17 protein-coding genes are annotated in these 18,514 nt (G+C 75.6%); 9 read left to right on the top strand and 8 right to left on the bottom strand.

Features of this window, described 5'->3' with window-relative positions:
• The first annotated feature begins 153 nt into the window (after window positions 1–153).
• Window positions 154–1,044 (top strand): GGDEF domain-containing protein, encoded by an 891-nt coding sequence (locus tag GOBS_RS13645; protein ID WP_012948853.1) that lies wholly within the window; start codon window positions 154–156, stop codon window positions 1,042–1,044.
• A gap of 65 nt (window positions 1,045–1,109) precedes the next feature.
• On the opposite strand, the gene GOBS_RS13640 is transcribed toward GOBS_RS13645, so the two are convergent.
• On the bottom strand, window positions 1,110–3,650 hold the full coding sequence (locus tag GOBS_RS13640) for an HAD-IC family P-type ATPase (RefSeq protein ID WP_012948852.1): 2,541 nt from the start codon (window positions 3,648–3,650) through the stop codon (window positions 1,110–1,112).
• Between the two features lie 260 nt (window positions 3,651–3,910).
• Here GOBS_RS13640 and GOBS_RS13635 point away from each other — a divergent pair, with 260 nt between their 5' ends.
• Window positions 3,911–4,120: a hypothetical protein gene (locus tag GOBS_RS13635; RefSeq protein WP_012948851.1), complete on the top strand. Its 210-nt coding sequence runs from the start codon at window positions 3,911–3,913 to the stop codon at window positions 4,118–4,120.
• Between the two features lie 34 nt (window positions 4,121–4,154).
• On the opposite strand, the gene GOBS_RS13630 is transcribed toward GOBS_RS13635, so the two are convergent.
• The 6 genes from GOBS_RS13630 to GOBS_RS13600 form a co-directional block, all read right to left on the bottom strand.
• Complete coding sequence (locus GOBS_RS13630) at window positions 4,155–4,892, bottom strand: ANTAR domain-containing protein (protein WP_012948850.1); 738 nt, start codon at window positions 4,890–4,892, stop codon at window positions 4,155–4,157.
• Between the two features lie 267 nt (window positions 4,893–5,159).
• The gene (locus GOBS_RS13625) at window positions 5,160–5,885 is read right to left on the bottom strand and encodes an HAD family hydrolase (RefSeq protein WP_012948849.1); all 726 of its coding nucleotides are present in this window, start codon (window positions 5,883–5,885) and stop codon (window positions 5,160–5,162) included.
• The gene (locus GOBS_RS13620) at window positions 5,882–7,381 is read right to left on the bottom strand and encodes a mannitol dehydrogenase family protein (RefSeq protein ID WP_012948848.1); all 1,500 of its coding nucleotides are present in this window, start codon (window positions 7,379–7,381) and stop codon (window positions 5,882–5,884) included. Before GOBS_RS13620 ends, GOBS_RS13625 begins: the two co-directional genes overlap by 4 nt.
• A gap of 673 nt (window positions 7,382–8,054) precedes the next feature.
• A complete protein-coding gene (locus GOBS_RS13610; protein WP_012948846.1) occupies window positions 8,055–9,239 on the bottom strand; it encodes an acyl-CoA dehydrogenase family protein in 1,185 nt (394 codons plus the stop codon).
• Between the two features lie 18 nt (window positions 9,240–9,257).
• Complete coding sequence (locus GOBS_RS13605) at window positions 9,258–10,028, bottom strand: MBL fold metallo-hydrolase (RefSeq protein ID WP_012948845.1); 771 nt, start codon at window positions 10,026–10,028, stop codon at window positions 9,258–9,260.
• Window positions 10,029–10,143: 115 nt separating this feature from the next.
• Window positions 10,144–10,734 carry an Rv1733c family protein gene (locus GOBS_RS13600; protein WP_012948844.1) on the bottom strand — a complete coding sequence of 197 codons (591 nt, stop codon included), beginning with the start codon at window positions 10,732–10,734 and terminating at the stop codon, window positions 10,144–10,146.
• Window positions 10,735–10,930: 196 nt separating this feature from the next.
• Here GOBS_RS13600 and GOBS_RS13595 point away from each other — a divergent pair, with 196 nt between their 5' ends.
• From GOBS_RS13595 to GOBS_RS13575, 5 genes are all read left to right on the top strand, one after another.
• Entirely contained in the window at window positions 10,931–11,137 is a 207-nt protein-coding gene (locus GOBS_RS13595; protein WP_041241494.1) for a hypothetical protein, read from the top strand.
• Window positions 11,128–11,553 (top strand): PIN domain nuclease, encoded by a 426-nt coding sequence (locus tag GOBS_RS13590; RefSeq protein WP_012948842.1) that lies wholly within the window; start codon window positions 11,128–11,130, stop codon window positions 11,551–11,553. The genes GOBS_RS13595 and GOBS_RS13590 overlap by 10 nt, the downstream gene beginning before the upstream one ends.
• Window positions 11,554–11,614: 61 nt before the next feature.
• A complete protein-coding gene (locus tag GOBS_RS13585; RefSeq protein ID WP_012948841.1) occupies window positions 11,615–12,001 on the top strand; it encodes a cupin domain-containing protein in 387 nt (128 codons plus the stop codon).
• A 57-nt stretch (window positions 12,002–12,058) separates the two neighbouring features.
• Window positions 12,059–13,717: a bifunctional 3'-5' exonuclease/DNA polymerase gene (locus GOBS_RS13580; RefSeq protein WP_012948840.1), complete on the top strand. Its 1,659-nt coding sequence runs from the start codon at window positions 12,059–12,061 to the stop codon at window positions 13,715–13,717.
• 149 nt (window positions 13,718–13,866) lie between these two features.
• The gene (locus GOBS_RS13575; protein WP_012948839.1) at window positions 13,867–15,330 is read left to right on the top strand and encodes an SGNH/GDSL hydrolase family protein; all 1,464 of its coding nucleotides are present in this window, start codon (window positions 13,867–13,869) and stop codon (window positions 15,328–15,330) included.
• A gap of 289 nt (window positions 15,331–15,619) precedes the next feature.
• Here GOBS_RS13575 and GOBS_RS13570 read toward each other — a convergent pair whose 3' ends face one another.
• The gene (locus GOBS_RS13570) at window positions 15,620–15,973 is read right to left on the bottom strand and encodes a nuclear transport factor 2 family protein (RefSeq protein ID WP_012948838.1); all 354 of its coding nucleotides are present in this window, start codon (window positions 15,971–15,973) and stop codon (window positions 15,620–15,622) included.
• A 282-nt stretch (window positions 15,974–16,255) separates the two neighbouring features.
• Between GOBS_RS13570 and GOBS_RS13565 the strand changes: the two genes are divergently transcribed.
• Both GOBS_RS13565 and GOBS_RS13560 read left to right on the top strand, forming a co-directional pair.
• Entirely contained in the window at window positions 16,256–17,065 is an 810-nt protein-coding gene (locus GOBS_RS13565; protein ID WP_012948837.1) for an acyl-CoA thioesterase domain-containing protein, read from the top strand.
• Window positions 17,066–17,174: 109 nt separating this feature from the next.
• Window positions 17,175–18,350 (top strand): Gfo/Idh/MocA family protein, encoded by a 1,176-nt coding sequence (locus tag GOBS_RS13560; protein ID WP_012948836.1) that lies wholly within the window; start codon window positions 17,175–17,177, stop codon window positions 18,348–18,350.
• Window positions 18,351–18,514: the final 164 nt, after the last annotated feature.

The following is an 18,514-nucleotide window of genomic DNA, read 5'->3' as shown; positions in this document are numbered from 1 at the left end:
GGCGAGGGGACCGCACGTCCGCCGTCCACCCGCAACCGTCCGGGCGTGCCGGTCCCCGCCGGGTCGTCCCCGGCCGCGGAGCAGCGTGCCCGAGGAGTGGGTGGGCCGTCGGAGGGGAACCAACGGGAGGTGTCCCAGCCAGGTGACGTCACGATGAGCAGCGGGTACCTCGCCTCCTCGCACGCGGCCGCCCGGCACGCCGCCTTCCTGCACGCCCCCATGGGCATGGCCGTGACGACCGTCGACGGCGTCCTGGTCGAGGTCAACCTGGCCCTCGGCACCCTGCTCGGGCGGACGCCCGAGGCCCTGCGGGGCACGTCCCTGTTCGACCTGACGCACCCCGACGACCGCGAGGACGCTCGTCGGTCCTGCGCCGGCCTGCGGGTCCACCGCAGCTCCCACTGGCGTCACGAGTGCCGGTTCCTGTGCCTGGACGGCCGGTCCGTCGCGGTGCAGGTCGCGACGTCGTGGGTCGACGCCGACGGCGGGCAGGCGGCGTACCTGGTGATGATCATCGAGGACATCCGGGACCGGAAGGCCGTCGAGGCGGGGCTGCGGCACCAGGCGGTGCACGACCCGCTGACGGGCCTGCCCAACCGGGTGCTCTTCCGAGACCGCCTGCAGCACGCCCTCGACCGGGGACGCCGCGAGGGCACCGAGACCTGCGTGCTGATGATCGACCTCGACGGGTTCAAGGAGATCAACGACCGGTACGGACACCCGGTCGGGGACCGGGTGCTGGCCGCGTTCGCCGACCGGCTCACCGCGGCACTGCGCGCCAGCGACACCGCGGCCCGCCTCGGCGGCGACGAGTTCGCCGTCATCTGCGAGCGGAGTACCCCGTACGACGCCGAGGCCCTCATCGCGCGACTGCACACGCTGCTCGTGGAGCCGTTCGACCTGGACGGCAGCCCGATCCCGGTGCGGTGCTCCATCGGACTCGGTCACGTCCACGGCGGCACGGACACGTCGGCCGGTGTGGCGACGCTGATCGGCGACGCCGATCGGCGGATGTACGCCGACAAGCGCCGCCGCCGCGGCTGACGCCCTGCCGCCGCCCCGGGCACCCGCCCGACGCCCGCCGGCCCCGTCCCTCCAGGGGCGGGACCTCAGCGCGAGGGCACGCCGTCCTGCTCCGGTGGCGCCAGCCCCAGTGCCCGCTCGAGCAGCCGGGCGCGGTACACGGCGCTGAGCACGGCGAACCAGACGACCAGCGCGGGCAGCACGGTGCGGAAGACCGGGTCCGCGGCGTCGGTGAGCCCGAAGTAGCCGGTGAACGCGGGGACGAACAGGCCCCCGGAGAACGCCACGACCAGCGCGGCGACGAGCACGGCCGGGCGCCGGTCCCCGTCCGGCCGCGTCCACGAGGCGAAGAACCGGTGCGGCGGCCGCAGGAACAGGATGAGCAGGAACGCGGCGTAGGAGACGAACGTGGAGAGGGCGGTCTGCGCGCCGATGGTGGCCGCCGCCTCGGCGAAGCCCACGTCGTCGGAGGACAGCCCGGTGAAGCGCTCGAAGGCGGTCAGGAAGCCGGCGGGTGCATCCGCCCTGCTCAACCCGTCCAGCAGGGTCGTGTAGTGGAAGGCGTACACCCCGACCCCGCCCGCCGCGGTGACCACCACGGCCGGGACGACGAAGCGCCACAGCGTGGTCAGCAGCTGCGGGTCGGGCCGGGTCGGACGGGCCCACGTGGTGAGGAACAGCGTCGGGACGCCGACGGTCAGCAGCGTCAGCCCGACGTTCGCCGGTGAGTAGGGAAAGCCCAGGCCGAGCATGGTGACGGCGAGGATCACCAGACCCTGGGTGCCGACGCGGGCCAGGAAGACCTGCATCGAGGTCCCGATGCCGCTGATGATCCGGCGGCCCTCGTGCTGGGCGGGAAGCAGCGCAGCCAGGGAGTCCTCGGTCAGCACGATGTCCGCGACGTCGCGGGTCACGGCGCTCCCGCTCTTCATCGCCACGCCGACCTGGGCCCGCTTCAGCGCACGCGCGTCGTTGACGCCGTCCCCGATCATGGCGACGTAGCGGCCCTGCCGGCGCAGCGAGGCGACCAGCCGCTCCTTCTGCTCCGGCGCGATCCGGCCGAAGACGGCGGCCCGGGTCACCAGCGCGTCCAGCTCGGGGTCGGCGAGGGCGTCGAGGTCGGCGCCGCTCACCGGCTCGCCCCCGTCCAGTCCGGCCTGGCGGGCCAGCGCCGCCACGGTGCGGGGGTCGTCGCCGGAGACCACCTTGAGGTCGGTGCCGTCGGCGGCAAACCGCGCGATCGTCTCGGGGACCCCGGGCCGCAGCTCGTCGGCGAGGACCACCAGGGCCAGGGGTTCGAGGGCGGGCAGCCGCGGCCGGCCGGAGGTGTCGCGCAGTGGGGTGGCGGGGTCGGCGGCGCGGGCGACGACGAGCACCCGCAGGCCCTGCGCCGTCCGTTCGGTGACCGCGTCGGTGAGCGGCTCCCCGGCCAGCTGGGGGGCGAGCCGGTCGGGCGCGCCGAGGACGTGCACGCCGTCGTCGGTGCGCAGCGCGCTCCAGCGCAGCGAGGAGGAGAACGGGACCTCGTCGCGGACCGCCCACGCCTCGCCGGGCAGGGCGGCGGCCAGCGCCGCGGTCGTCAGGTTGCCGGTCGCCGCGCTGCGGGCCATCGAGCCGACCAGCCGGTCGACCTCCCCGGCGGGCACCGGGCCGACCGGGACCACCTCCGCCAGCGCCAGCCGGCCCGTGGTCAGCGTGCCGGTCTTGTCGGTGCAGACGACGTCGACGTTGCTCATCGACTCGACGGCGTTGACCTGCTGGACCAGCGCACCGTTGCCGGCGCTCCGCGCCGCGCCGACCGTGTAGGCCAGCGCCACCAGGAAGAACAACCCGTAGGGCACCAGGCCGGAGAGCACCGCGGTGGTCTGCACGACGCGGACCAGCGAGAACCCCTCGAGGGCGGCCTGCAGCAGGATCGTCGCGCTCATCAGCGCCACGAGCAGCATGACCAGGCGCACGACGAAGTCGATCTGCCGTTGCAACGGCGTCGCGTCCGTGGAGACCCGGCGGACGTCGGCGGTGAGCCGGCTGGCGTGGCTGGCGGCGCCGACGTCCCGGGCCAGCTGGTGCCCCTCCCCGCCGACGCAGAAGCTGCCGGACAGCAGATCGTCGCCGGGCTTCTTCAGCAGCGCCTCGGACTCACCGGTCAGCAGCGACTCGTCGACCTCGACCAGCCCGCCGTCGAGCACCGGGCCGTCGACGACGACCTGGTCCCCGGGGCGCACGTGCAGCACGTCGCCGCGCACCACCTCCTCGGGCACCACCTCGACGTCCCGGCCGTCGCGGACGACGGTGACCCGCGCGCGGTCGAGCAGCTGCAGCTGGTCGAGCTTGCGCTTGGCCCGGATCTCCTGGACGGCGCTGATGCCCGCGTTGACCAGCCCGAGGCCCACGCTGGTGAACGCGTCGTTGTAGCGACCGAGGGCCAGCAGCGCGGCGCCGATGACGAACAGGATCGTGTTGAAGAAGGAGAAGACGTTGGTGCGCAGGATCCGGCCGTAGCTGCGCGAGGATCCGCGGACGGCGGTGTTGCCCTCCCCGCGCCGGCGCAGGGCGTCGGCCTCCCGCTGCGTCAGCCCCGCCGGGGCGACGGCGCCGTCCGCCCGCCCCTCCTCCTGCACGTCCATGCCGCCCGCGTCCCTTCGCCGTCCCGGGGAGTGTGTCCCGGCAGGACCGGTGCCGCTCCCCGGACACACCGGCCGACAGTGAGCTCACAGCCGGGCAGCGGGACCCGGCGACCGGGTCGGGTCGCCGCCCGCCGGCGGAGCCGGGTTGGGCCCGGGCGTGCTGGGTAGTCCTCAACATCACGGGAGCGCGCAGGCTCGCGCCGGAGGTCTCCGGCTCCCCGGCTGGGTCGTGGACGTCTGCGGCCACGAGGTGTCCTGTCATGAGCACGAGTGAGCGCCTCACCTGGGAGACCTGCCCGAGCTGCGGGCGGTGCGCCGCGGTGGGCTGGCGCGGCGGCCTCCCGCTCGAGGTGGACTGTCCCGGCGGCTGCGGAGTGGGCGCGGAGGTGTTCGCCCGGCGGACACCCCGGACCGGCGACCTGCCGTCGTCGGCCGCGCGCTGGACGGCCGCGGCCCGGAGCTGGGCGTGAGGCGCCGGCCCATCGGGCGCCCACGACGGGCCGGTCAGTGCTCGCTGCCGGCGCCCGTGCGCAGCCGGTCGGGTGCGAGGCGGCGCTCGACCAGGTCGGCGGCGACGTCATCGGCGGTCCGGCCCGCGGCGTAGGCATAGCCCCGCAGCAGCGCCAGGGCGTCCGCGGCGGGCACCTCCAGGGCCAGCGTGAGCATGCCGACGGCCATCCACAGCCGGCCGCGGCGCCGCGCATCCGGGGTGTCCACCCAGGCCGGCGCCTCGGTGGGGGTCCACACCGACCAGTCGGCCGCGCCGTCCAGGTGGTCGGCCACCAGCTCGGCGACGTACCGGGCCGCGAAGACGTCGACGGCGGTCGCCCCGTCGGGGTCGGCGCAGTAGAGGTCCATCCCACCGACGCCCTCCAGCCGGCCGCGCAGCGACAGGGCGAGCACGCTGCGCAGCGGCGTGGAGGTGACGAGCAGGTCGTGGAAGACCGGCCAGCGACGCGCCAGGACCGCCTCGGTGCCGAAGACCGGCAGCCCGGACTCGGCGGCGAGCAGGCACGGCCCGCTGCCGGCGGTGAACTGCAGCCGCTCGGCCGTCGCGGCGACCTCGCTGCTGGCCGCCAGGGGGGTGCGCAGGTCGCGCTCCCCGTGGACGCTCAGCCCGACCCCCTCGACGGGGAGCACGGCGGCGGCGGCACGCGCCAGCCGGACGGCGAGCAGGTCCGGGTCGTCGGGACCGCCGGAGCGCTCGTGCAGCGCCTCGGCGAAACGGGTGGCGATGTCCACGGCGGCCTCTCCACGTCCCACGGTGCGGCGTGACGACCGCGGGCGGGGCTCGGACCAGACCTGCCCGTCTCGTCCCGTCCGAAACCCCGCCGGAGACAGCGCCCCGGCGCTCCGAGGTCGAGCGTCTCCGAGGAGACCCGCTCGGGGCCCGCCGGCCGCGGATGGTCAGTACCGCGAGGCGCTGCGACTGCCCGGACCCGCCGTGCGCACGCCCGGCGGGCGTGGGGCGAGCGCCCCGTCCGGCTCCGGGGGACCGACCACGACCCGCTACAGCAGGAGGTCGGCCAGCTCCTCCCACGACGCCACGACCGCGCTGACCCCGGCCTCCCGCAGGGCCGCGGTGCGGTCCTCGCGGTCCGGCGGCGGGACGAACAGGACGATGCCCACCGTCGGGTAGCCGGCCGCGACCGCCGATCGGGCGCCGTTGATCGAGTCCTCCACGGCGATGCCCGCGCCGGGGGCGGTCCCCAGGACCTGCCCGGCGTGGGTGTAGACGGCCGGGTCCGGCTTGCTGGTCGGCTCCGGGAGCGAGTCCTCGGCGCTGAACCGGCGCTCCGGCGGGAACAGCGGTGCCAGGCCGGTCACCTCGAGGCAGGCGTCCAGCCGGCTGGAGGCGCTGGAGGTGACCGCGGCCAGGTCGAGGCGGCCGGCGAGACGCATGAGGGGTCCACGGACCTGCGGGTCCGGGCGCAGCACCGTGCGCAGGTGGGCGGTCACCACGTCCTTCTCCTCGGCCACCCAGGAGTCCAACTCGGCCCGCACGAGCTCGCGGCCGTACCCGGCCGCGAGCTCGTGCGCGGCGCCCCGGAAGTTCTTGCCGTTGGTCATGGCCTGCAGCTCCCGCGGGCCGTGGCTCCGCCGGGAGCCGAGGGAGGCGAGGAACCGGTTGGTGACGTCGGCAGAGGCGGCGTAGGCCGGCTCCTCCGACGGGAAGAGCGTGCCGTCGGCATCGCACAGGAGGGAGGTCGCCGCCGCCGGGTCCAGGGGGGTCACGACGCCGGGCGCCCGTCCCCGGCCAGGTACCGCTCGACGACCTCGCGGGGACCCTCCCGGTCCAGCGCCTCGAGGGCCCGCTGCACCGGCTCGGCGAACCGCGGGTCCTGGCCGACGTGGTCGAAGATGCTCCGCTCGGACAGCAGCGGCGTGGCGTCGCCATCGGCCTCCTGGGCCACCGGGACCAGGTCGGTGCGTGGCCCCTGGATGGGGACCTCCTCACCGGCGTAGTCGTGTCCGCGCAGGAAGCGCAGCCAGCCGGCCACGGCGAGGCACAGCAGGGGGTGCGGGCGTCCCTGCTCCATGGCGGCCGTCACCGAGGGCAGCAGGTAGTTCGGGATCTTGGTCGATCCGCGCCGGGCCAGGCGGGCCAGCTGGTCGGCCATCTGCGGGTTGGCCAGGCGCTCCAGCAGGACCTGCTGGTACTCCGCCAGGTCCACCCCCTCGAGCTCGGGCAACCCGGGGGCGACCTCCTCGGCCATCAGCCGGGTCAGGTAGCTGCGGAAGACCGGGTCGGCCATGACCTCGGCGGTGGTCCGCAGGCCGGCCAGGTAGCCGAGGTAGGCGATGGCGCTGTGCCCGGCGTTGAGCAACCGCGTCTTCACCACCTCGTACGGCGTGACGTCGTCCACGAACTCGACGCCGACCTGCTCCAGTGGGGGGCGGCCGTTGCAGAAGGAGTCCTCGACGACCCACTGGCGGAACGGCTCGGTGACGACCGGCCAGCGGTCGTCGATCCCGGTGGCGGCGGCGACCGCGTCGCGGTCCTCGGGGGTGGTGGTGGGGGTGATGCGGTCGACCATGCTGCTGGGGAAGGCGACGTGCTCCTCGATCCAGGCGGCCAGGTCGGGGTCGCGCAGCCGGGCGAAGGAGACGACGGCGGTGCGGGCGGCCGACCCGTTGTGCTGCATGTTGTCGCAGGACAGGACCGTGAATGGGGCCAGCCCGGCGGCGCGCCGCCGGTGCAGGGCCTCCACCAGGTACCCGAAGACCGTCTCGGGCCGGCCCGGGTCCTCCAGGTCGGAGGCGACGTGGACGTCGTCGGCGTCAAAGTCGCCGGTGTGGGCGTCGATGCGGTAGCCGGTGCCGGTGATGGTGAGGGTCACCAGGCGGGTCTGCTCGTCGGCCAGGACCGCCAGCACGGCTGCGGGGTCGTCGGGGGCGTACAGGTACCGGGTCAGGACCCCGACCACCCGGGCGTCGTCCTCGTCCGCGGCGCGCTCCACGACGGTGTACAGCCGGTCCTGGGCGTGCAGGACCTCGCCGATCTCGCGGCTGTGGAGGCCGACACCGACGACGCCCCACCCCGTCTCGCCGCGCCGGGCGAGCTCGTCGAGGTAGACGGCCTGGTGCGCGCGGTGGAACCCACCGACGCCGATGTGGACGATGCCGGGGCGCAGCGCCCCGCGGTCGTAGTCCGGTGCCGAGACACCGGGGGGCAGCTGGTCCAGGGTGCGGTCGGTCAGGGGGAGGGCCCGGGTGGGGGCGTGCGTCATCGAGGTCCTCGAGCGGTGCGGGAGCGGTCGAGCCGCTGTTGGACCCGGCTACGGCCATGCCCACCGGGCCGCGTCCTGAACCCCCCGTCCCGGGGCGGAAGCGCTCGGTCAGCGTCGGACGAGAGGGCGGTGGACCGGTCCGGGGCACCGGTGGCGAGGTCGACCCGGAGGCGACGGGTCGTCCTCGGCCCGGCCCGTGAGCCGGGCGCCCGGTCAGGGACGCCGGCTGGGAACCAGTGGAGGAACTGCAGGTCCGTCTGGGTGCAGCCGACGTTGCAGTGGAACGACACCGGGTCCTCCCGGACCGCGCCGTCGCGGCCGGTGGTGATCCGCCAGCCGAGGGCCGCCCGGTCGCCGCAGCGGGGGCAGGTCGTCCACGTGATGCGCCCGTCGTGCATGAACGAGGTCCTCGCTCCCATCCGTCGGTCCCGGGCGACGACCGACGTCCTGTGAAGAACGACCGAGGCGGCCGGAGGGTGCGCGCCGCGTGTCCACGACCCGGTGCGGGCCGGCCGACGACGGGCACGGCCGCGGACGACGCCGGGTGCCGGCCGGAGGAGGGTGGGTGCCCGCGGCGGGGCCTCCCGTCCCGAGGCGCACGGCCGCGAGGACGGCGTCGTCGCAGCCGCCACGCCGGAGGGCACCCGGCGGTCCTGACCGCGCCGACGTCTGCTCAGTAGGACCGGGGGAGCCCCAGCACCTTCGTGGCGACGAACGCCTTGATCATGTTGTTGCTGACCGGCGCCACCTGGTACAGCCGGGTCTCCCGGAACTTGCGCTCGACGTCGTACTCGTCGACGAACCCGTTGCCGCCGTGCGTGTCCAGGGCGACGTTGGCCGCGGCCCAGCTGGCCTCGGAGGCCAGGTGCTTGGCCATGTTGGCCTCCGCGCCGCAGGGCTGTCCCGCGTCGAACAGCCGGGCGGCCTCCCACCGCACCAGGTCCGCGGCGCGGACCTTCATGTAGACGTCGGCCAGGGGGAACGCGACGCCCTGGTTGGCGCCGATCGGGCGGCCGAAGACCTCCCGCCCGGTGGCGTAGGCGACGGCTCGCTCGACGAACCAGTAGCCGTCCCCGATCGCCTCGGCGGCGAGCAGGATGCGCTCGGCGTTCCAGCCGTCGAGGACGTAGCGGAAGCCGGCGTCGGCGGCCCCGACGACGTGGTCGGCAGGCACCCGCACGCCGCGGTAGTGCACCTGGTTGGTGGCGTAGTTGAACATCGTGCGCACCGGTACGACCTCCAGGGTCTCCGGCTGCTCGGCGCGCACCTGACGCAGGTCGACGAGGAAGAGGGTCAGCCCCCGGGTCCGGTCGGCGTCCTCGTGGCCGGTGCGGGCGAGGACGAGGGCCAGGTCGGACTCGGCGATGCGGCTGGTCCAGTTCTTGTGCCCGGTGATGACGTAGTCGTCGCCGTCGCGGGTCGCGGTGGTGGCGATGGCGGTGGTGTCCGAGCCGGCGGCGGCCTCGGTGACGGAGAAGGCCTGCAGCCGCAGCTCGCCCCGGGCGATGTGCGGCAGGTAGGCGTCCTTCAGCGCCTGGCTGCCGTGCCGCAGCAGGGCGCCCATCGTGTACATCTGCGCGTGGCAGGCGGCCGAGTGCCCGCCGGACCGGTTGATCTCCTCCATCACCACGGACGCCTCGGTCACGCCCAGGCCGGCGCCGCCGTACTCGGCAGGGATGAGGACCGACAGCAGGCCGGCCGCGGTCAGGGTGTCGACGAACTCCTGCGGATAGCGGCGGTCGCGGTCGGTCTCGCGCCAGTACGCGTCCGGGAAGCCGGCGCACAGGGCGCGGGTGCGCTCCCGCAGCGCCTCGAGATCGGCTCCCCGTCCGGCGCGCTGGGGGGTGGTGTCGGGCACGGGGACTCCTCTGCGCGGTCAGTCCAGCTGCAGGCGGTCGGCGATCCCGGCTGCGGTGAAGGCGGCCACGACGTCCTCGCGGCCCTCGGTGAAGTGCGCCCAGCTGTCGCAGTGGGCGGCGACCACCCGGCGCGCGCCGAGGACCCTGGCGGCCTCGGCGGCCCGGGCGCCGTCGATCGTGAGCAGGGCGCCGTCGAAGAGCGCGGTGCGGGCGGCACCGGCGAAGAGCACCGCGGTGTCCACCGGGCCGACGCGCCCGGCGATCTCGCGGACGACGTCGAGCGACGCGTTGTCGCCGCTGACGTGGACCGTCGGCAGGCCGGCGGCGGTCAGCACGAAGCCCACGACCTCACCGGTGATCGGCTCGCACCCCTCCGGGCCGTGCAGCGCGGGCGTCGCGGTCACGGTGACGGTCCCGCCGCCGGGGCGGGGCAGGTCCACGGCGTCCCACGGGGCGAGCCCCCGCGTCGTCCCGCCGAGGCGCGCCGCCGCGCTGCGGGTGGTGAGCACGACCGGGAGCTCGGCGAGCAGGGCGCGACCGGCGGTGTCGAGGTTGTCGGGGTGCTGGTCGTGGGAGAGCAGGACCGCGTCGACCGGGCCCAGGTCGGCCGGGTCGGCGGCGGACGGGGCGGTCTTGGTCAGCGAGCGGCCACCGCCGAGCGGGTACTCGCCCGGAGCGTCGAACGTCGGGTCGGTGAGGAACCGCAGGCCGCCGTACTCGATGAGCGCGGTCGGCCCGCCGAGCACCCGGACGGGCACCTGGGCGGGAGTCGCGGTGGCGTCGGACACGGGCACCTCGCAGAGCTCGACGGCAGCGGCTGCGCGCCGACGTCGGGCGCACGACCGCCGACCCTAGGTGCCCGCCGCGGCGCCGTCCTCCCGTCGTCCGGGGCCGGCCCGGCGGTCAGGGCACGCGGCGGCTCCACGTCGGCTCGACGCGGGCCCACTCGCAGGTCCACCGCCGGTCCCGCAGGCGGTCGAGCAGCCGGCACAGCGCGGTGTGCAGCAGTACGACGGCGCCCACGCTGCCCGCCCACCCGGCGCCGACCAGCACCAGCGTGCTACGCCGCACCTCGGCCGGGGTCATCGGCTCGTCGGACCGCCGCCCGTCGGCGGTCGTCCACAGCGTCAGGGTGTCCCCGGCACGGGTGGTGGGCCGAGCGGGGACCTCGCCACCCACCGGCTCCCCGCCGGGAGACGTCCACCGGGCCGGCACGGGGACCCGGGTGCGCGGGGAGGCGTCCGCGGGTGCCACCGCGTCGGCGGTCACGACGGCGGTCACCCGGGTGCGCTCCTCGGCCTGCTGCCGGGCCGTGGCCGCCAGGTCGGAGCGGACGGCGGTGCCCACGGCGAGCGCGACCGGCACGGAGAGCAGCACGACGAGCAGGACGACGACCCGCGACACGAACTCCACCGTGTCGCTCGTGCGCTTCAGCGGGCCCGAGCCGAGCGTGAACCGGCGGATGCCGTGGGGGAGGGGACCGGGCAGGGTCACGACACCGCCTCCCTCCGCTCCGGGCCCCATCGTGCCAGCGGGGACCGCCCCGTCGTCCCGGCCGCGTGCCGGGCCGGCGCAGCAGAGCCGGCACGGTCGGCACGCCCGCGTCGACGGCGACCTCGAGGGCGACAGCGGCACGCCCAGCGGCCGCGGCGTGTATACGCATCACGCGTACGGATATATACTGGCGCCTGTGACGAAACGCCTGGTGGAGATCGACGACGCCGACCTCGACGCGGCCCGGGCGGCGCTGTCGACCTCGACGATCAAGGAGACCGTCGGCCGGGCGCTGCGCGAGGCGGCCGCCTCCGCCGCGCGCCGGCGCGAGGTGGAGCGGCTGCTCGACGGGTCCTCGGCCCTCCTCGCCGTCGGCGAGGAGCGGGACCGGGCGTGGCGGTAGTCGCCCGCTACCTGCTCGACACCAGCGCGGCCGCGAGGGTGCCCGCCCCGCAGGTGGCCGACCGCGTCGTCCCCCTGCTGTCCGCCGGGCTGCTCGCCACCTGCGCCGCCCTGGACCTGGAGGCCCTGTACAGCGCCCGATCCCCGCGGGAGTACCGGGAGGTCCGGGCCGACCGCCGGCTCGCCTACGAGTACCTGCCCACCGAGGACGGGGACTGGCAGCGCGCGCTGCAGGTCCAGGCGGCCCTGGCCGACGCCGGCCGGTGGCGGGGCGTCGGGCTGGCCGACCTGGTCATCAGTGCGGTGGCCGAGCGGCACCGGGTGACCGTGCTGCACTACGACGGGGACTTCGACGGCGTCGCCGCCGTGACCGGACAGCGCACCGAGTGGGTCGTCCCGGCCGGATCGGTGCCCTGACGCCGCTCCCGTGGCCCTGCTCCGGTCTGCGGAGCGAGGGTCGTCCGACGAGGATGGAGCGGTGCGCCCACAGGTCCGCGACAGCAGCCAGGTCGAGTCCGAGGTGTGGGACGACCCGGTGCGCGGGGACGTCTCCTTCCGGGTGCTGTTCAGCGCCGACCGGACGCCGACGTCCTCGCTCTACACCGGTCTCACCGAACTCGCCCCCGGCGGCTGGCTGGGTCTGCACCGGCACACCCAGGCCGAGGTCTACCACCTCGTCGAGGGCAGCGGGGTGGTCGTCCTGGACGGTGTGGAGCACTCGGTGGCGGCGGGGTCGGCGGTGTTCATCCCCGGCGATGCCGAGCACGGCATCCGCAACACCGGCGAGGGCACCCTCCGCTTCGTGTACGCCTTCGCGACCGATGCGATCGACGACGTCGTCTACCGGTTCTCCGCCGACGGGTGACCGACGCCCCGCTCGCGGCGCGCACGACCTGCCGGCCGCGGCGGCGACACTGCGGCGGTGAACCGCGTCGTCCTGCGCCGGGCCGGGGACGTCGTGGAGGCACGGGAGCTCACCGAGGACGGGACGGCGGTCGGGGTCACCCGGCACCGCGCCGGTGAGCTGGCGGCCGTCGTCGCGGACCGGGAGCGGACGCCGGTCCGCTGGGTGTGGGACGACACCACCCGCTGGTACCCGGGGCTCCTGGACGCCGGCGTCCGCGTCGAGCGCTGCACCGACCTGAGGCTCACCCACGCGGTGCTGCGGCGCTCGCCGTTCGTCGACCAGGCACTGCTCGCCGCCGGCGAGACCGCGGACTGGGACGCCCTGCAGCCGGTCTCCGCGCCCGACCCCGCCCTCTTCCCGCTCGACGACCCCGCCGACACCCTCGACCCGGTCGCCGAGCACGGACGCCAGCAGGCCGCCGTCGCCGCGTCCGCGGAGCCGCACCGGCTGGCCCTGCTGCTGGCGGCGGAGTCCTCCGGGGCGCTGGTGGCCGCCGAGATGACGCACGCCGGGCTGCCGTGGCGGGCCGACGTGCACGCCCGCCTGCTCACCGAGCTGCTGGGGCCGCGGCCGGCGTCCGGCGCCCGCCCGGCGGTCCTGGAGGCGCTGGCCCAGGAGGTCCGCGCGGCGCTGCGCGCACCGGGCCTGAACCCCGACTCGCCCGGCGCGCTGCTCGCGGCACTGCAGGCCGCGGGGCTGCCGGTGGAGGACACCCGGTCGTGGACGCTGGAGCAGCTCGACCACCCCGTCGTCGGCCCGCTGCTGGAGTACAAGAGGCTCGCCCGGCTGCTCACCGCCAACGGCTGGGCGTGGCTGGACACGTGGGTGCGCGACGGCCGGTTCCGGTCGTGGTTCGTCCCCGGCGGCGTGGTGACCGGGCGGTGGGCGTCCAACGGCGGAGGAGCGCTGTCGGTCCCGACGCAGGTGCGCCCCGCGGCGGTGGCCGACGACGGCTGGCGGCTCGTCGTCGCCGACGTCGCCCAGCTGGAGCCGCGGGTGCTCGCCGGCATGAGCGGGGACGACGCGATGGCCGAGGCCGCCCGGGCCGCCGACCTCTACGAGGGGATGGTGGCCGCCGGCACCGTCGAGACGCGGGCCCAGGCCAAGGTCGCGATCCTCGGCGCGATGTACGGCGCCACCCGGGGCGAGAGCGGCCGCATCATGCCCCGGCTGGCCCGCCGCTACCCGCGGGCCATCGGGTTGGTCGAGCAGGCCGCCCGGGCGGGGGAGCGCGGCGACGTGGTGCACACCCTGCTCGGCCGCGGCTCGCCACGCCCCACCGGCGCCTGGGCGGAGCGCGCCGTCGCGCTGGGCGAGCCGGCCGAGGTCAGCGGGTCGCCGGAGGAGCGGGACCGTGCCCGCCGCGCCTGGGGTCGGTTCACCCGCAACTTCGTCGTCCAGGGCACCGGCGCGGAGTGGGCCCTGTGCTGGCTGGCCGACCTGCGCAACCGGCTGTGGCGCCTGGGCGGCACCGGCCCGCTGGAGCAGCGGCCGCACCTGGTCTTCTTCCTGCACGACGAGGTCGTCGTCCACACGCCCGAGCCCCTCGCCGACGCGGTCGCCGAGGAGGTGCGCGCCGCCGCCGCCACGGCCGGGCGGCTGCTCTTCGGCGGCTTCCCCGTCGACTTCCCGCTCGACGTCTCGGTCGTCGCCTCCTGGGCCGACGCCGGCTGAGCCCTGGACCGGTCCGGCGGCGACGCGCACCGCGAGCAGCGGGGTTCCGCATCGTCGGACGAGCGCCCTTGCCACCATCCCCGGTGGCCTCCCTAGCCTCCCGCCACGCTCCAGACCCCGACGGGGTCGCTGGTTCGAGGAGGAACAGCATGCGAGTGCGATCCCTGACGACGGCCGTCCTCACGGCGGCCGGCTGCGTGGTGCTGGCCGTACCGGCGCTGGCGGTTCCCCCGCAGCAGGCGCGACCGCTGGCCACGCAGCACGACCCCGGGCACCCCGACCCCGGCCACCAGGACCCCGGCTCCGAGCCGTGGGTGGCGGCGTGGACCACCGCGCCGCAGGGCGTCTACCCGCTCGGCTACGCCGTGGGGCAGCCCGGACCGCTGGGCGAGGTGGTGCCCGGCGTCGAGCAGCCGCTCCTGGAGTACGCCTTCCCCGACGAGCAGGCGCAGGACCAGACCATGCGCATGGTCGTGCACCCGGGCATCGGCGGCGACGAGTGGCGGGTGGAGCTCAGCAACCGGTTCGGCACGCAGCCGGTGACCTTCGGTCGCGCGACCGCCGCCCTGCAGCAGAGCGGCGCCACCGTCGTCCCGGGCACCGAGCAGCAGCTCACCTTCGACGGCTCACCGTCGGTGACCCTGCAGCCGGGCGAGGAGGTGCGCAGCGACGCCGTCCCCATGGAGCTCAGCGACGCCGACGCCCAGCGGTCGAACGTGGCGGTGAGCCTGCACGTCCGCGGGGCCAGCGGGCCGATGACCTGGCACGCGGCGTCCTTCACCACCTCCTACGTCACCGACCCGGGAGCCGGCGACCACACCGGCGACCTCACCGACGAGGCGTTCCCGCACTCCACGACGAGCTGGTTCTACCTGACCGGACTGGAGGTCCAGCGGGAGGACGCCGGGACGGTCGTCGCCCTCGGCGACTCCATCACCGACGGGTTCTTCTCCACGCTCAACGGCAACGACCGCTGGCCCGACGTGCTGCAGCGCCGCCTGCTGGCCGAGGACGACGAGGAGGTCGTCTCGGTCGTCAACCAGGGCATCGCCGGCAACATGGTCACCTGGGTGGGGCGCCTCGAGGGCGGCTGCACCCCGTGCGACGGGCCGCCGGCCGTCGACCGGCTCGACGAGGACGTGCTCGGCCAGCCGGGTCTGCGCGCCGTCGTCCTGCTGGAGGGCATCAACGACCTCGGTGGCGGCGGCGCGACCGCGGCGGAGGTCATCGCCGGCATGGCGGATATCGCCGACCGGGTGCACGCCGCCGGGATCCCGATCATCGGGGCCACGCTCACGCCCTCGGGCGGTGCCGAGGACGGCCTGGCGAACTACGGCACGCCCGAGACGGACGCGCAGCGGCGGGCGGTGAACGACTTCATCCGCACCAGCGGGGTGTTCGACGCCGTGGTCGACTTCGCGGCGGCCACCGAGGACCCGGCCGACCCCAGCCGGCTGCTGCCCGCCTACGACACCAACACGTCGGTAGGCGGCCCCGGCGACCACCTGCACCCCAACCGCGCCGGGTTCCTCGCCATGGGCGGCGCGTTCGACCTGGCGGAGCTGCGGGAGCTGGTCGCCTCCGCCGCTCCACGCGCCATGGCGGCCGGCTGACGAACGCCAGGGGTGACCGGGGCAGGACTGGCACCACGGGAGGCGGCGTCCCCGACCAGGGGGCGCCGCCTCAGCCGCCTCCGCCGTTCCCGGGCCCACGGCCGCGCGGCCAGCGAGACGACCACCTTGCCGCGGAGCTGCCCGGAGCCCGTGTGCTCGAACCCGACGCCACGTCCTCCAGCGCCACGACGCGGTCGAGCGGAACGCGCAGGCGGGCCGTGTCGGGACCAGGACGCCGTCGCGGGGTCGGTGAGCTGCGACCTCACTGACGGTGTCGGACGGCCTCGCGCTACTGCTCGACGTCCATGCGGGCCACCAGGTCGCCCGCGAAGCTGTAGACGTGGCGGACGTCGCCGACCGCGAGGAGGGTGCCGCCCCGGTCGCGGAACACCTGGTGGACGCCCACCTCGACCGTGCCGTCCGGGCGCTCGCGGATGCCGGTCGGTTCCCCCCTGGCGCGGATCTCGGCCCACTGGCGTGCCCAGTAGCGGCGGACGGCGTCGTGCCCGACGACCCGGCCACCCTCCCAGCCGTTGGGCCAGTCGACGTCCGCGGCCATGGCGGCCAGCACCGTGTCGATGTCCCGCGCGTTGAAAGCCCGGTACAGCGCGCGCAAGGACTCCTCGCGGTCCGGTGCGGTCATGGTGGTGGTCCTCCTGGCCCGACGTCGGGGTGTGGCAGGACACCGTGGCACGACTCGTCGCCGGGGACACCGCTTGACGGCGGCCGTACGCCACCGGCGTGCCTCGCGCTATCGTCATGCCGAACGGATGAGCCGGAAAAGCCGGTTGTGGCAGGCGGCTGCTGCGCGCGCTCCCGCAGATCACCTGGGCAGTCGCCGCACGGTGCCGGGCCCGCGTTGCGCTTGGCATCCTCGGGACACGCCGCGCGCGTGGCCCTGCCGCCCTGCTCCCGGAAGGCGACCATGCCCGGCCCCGTCCCGACCGCAGCGCCGCCGGCCTACTTCGAGCGCCTCGCTCCCGGTCGGTACCGGGCCACCGAGCACACCGGCGGCGCGTGGTCGGTGACCGAGCAGCACATCAGCCCGCTCAACGGGCTGCTCGTGCACGCGGTGGACCGGTTCGTGGCCGAGCGGGCGACCGGCGGCCGGCTGGTCACCGCCCGCACCACCTTCGACATCCTCGGGGTCGTCCCGATCGACGAGGTCGAGGTCCACGTGGAGGTGGTGCGCCCCGGGCGCACCATCGAGCTGCTCGAGGCCGTCGCCGTCTCCGGTGGGCGCGCGGTCCTGCGCGCCCGTGCGTGGCGGCTGGCGCGGCACGACACCGGTGTGGTGGCCGGCGGCCATCCCGACCCCCTGCCCCCGCCGGACGGGCTGGCGTCGGTCGACCTGTCCGCGGTGTGGCCCGGCGGCTACATCGCCTCGCTGGACGTGCGCCCGCTGCGCGCACCCGAGCCGGGACGGGCCACCGTGTGGCTCGACACGCCGGTCGCCCTGGTCGCGGGCGAGCCGGTCGGCGAGCTGGCCCGCTTCGTCGGCCTGGTCGACACCGCGAACGGCATCGCGGTGCGTCAGTCGCCGATGGAGTGGATGTTCCCCAACGTGGACCTGACCATCCACCTGCACCGGCAGCCGGCGGGCCGATGGGTGGGCCTGGACACCACCGTCGTCTTCGGGCCGGACGGTGCCGGCCTCACCACGACCGTGCTCCACGACCTCACCGGCCCGGTGGGGCGGGCCGGACAGCTGCTGACCGTGCGACCCCTGACCTGACGCCGGCGCCGAACCCGTGAGCGGTGCGGTGGCAGGGCTTCCGTTCCGCCCGGCCGGTCCCCCTGGCCCTAGGCTCGCGCCCTCGGCCGGCCTGACGAGAGGGACGTTCATGGGGACGACGGCAGCGCGGTCGATCGGCGTGGGGGTCATCGGCTTCGGGTGGATGGGCCGGGTGCACGCCCAGGCCCACGCCCGGCTCCGGCACCACTTCCCGGACCTGGGTCAGGTCCCGGAGCTGGTCGCGGTCGCCGACGACGTCCCCGGCCGGGCCGAGGCGGCCGCCGCGCAGTTCGGGTTCGCCTCCGCGACGGCGGACTGGCGCGAGCTGCTCACCGACCCGCGGGTCGAGCTCGTGTCGGTCACCGCCCCCAACTGGCTGCACCGGGAGATCGGCGTGGCCGTGGCCGAGGCCGGCCGGCACCTGTGGATCGAGAAGCCCGTGGGTCTCACCGCGGACGACGCCCGTACGGTGGCCGGCGCCGTCGCAGTGGCCGGCGTGCAGGGCACCGTGGGCTTCAACTACCGGCACGCGCCCGCGGTCGCCCTGGCCCGCCGGCTGGTCGACGAGGGCGGGATCGGCCGGGTCACGCATGCCCGGTTCGCCTTCCTCAGTGACTACGCCGCCGCCCCCGAGGGCGCCCTGACCTGGCGCTACGAGCGGGCGCGGGGCGGCAGCGGCGTCCTGGGGGACCTCGCCTCGCACGCCGTCGACCTCGTCCGTTTCGTCCTGCACGGCGAGATCGCCTCCGTGCTGGCCGACACCGCGGTCTTCGTCCCCGAACGACCGCGCCCGACCGGCGCGACGTCCGGGCACGCCGTCGCGGCCGGCGGCGTGCCGGGGCCGGTGGAGAACGACGACCACGTCTCCGCGCTGCTGCGCCTGTCGACCGGAGCCCGGGTGGTGCTCGAGGCCAGCCGGGTGGCCGTGGGGGAGCAGAACGCCTACGGCTTCGAGGTGCACGGGACGGCGGGGCGCCTGGCCTGGGACTTCCGCCGGATGGGCGAGCTCCAGCTCAGCCGCGGACCGGCCGTCCAGGACCAGCCGGTCGCCACCGTGCTGGTCGGGCCGGGAGCCGGGGAGTACGCCGCCTTCCAGCCCGGTGCCGGGATCGCGATGGGTTACGACGACCTCAAGGTGGTCGAGCTGCGCGACCTGCTCGCCTCGGTCGAGGCGGGTCGCCCCGTCGGCGTGGGCCTGGACGACGCCGTCCGCGCGGCGGTCGTCCTCGACGCCCTCGCCGACTCGGCGGCCCGGGGTGCGCGGGTCGACGTCCCGCCGGCCTGAGCACCGCAGCGTGCGGCAGGCGATCAGGCCGTGCTGGACGTGGACTCCGGCAGGCAGGACCCTTGACGCTCTTGGTGAGCCATGCCACATTCTGCCATGTCACTATGTCCATACATGCGGACGAGCGCACCAGGCGTCCGGACGTGGGCATCCCCGGCCGCCAG

It is taken from the genome of Geodermatophilus obscurus DSM 43160 (genome assembly GCF_000025345.1).
GTDB lineage: Bacteria > Actinomycetota > Actinomycetes > Mycobacteriales > Geodermatophilaceae > Geodermatophilus > Geodermatophilus obscurus.
This window is presented reverse-complemented; position numbering and strand designations above follow the sequence as displayed.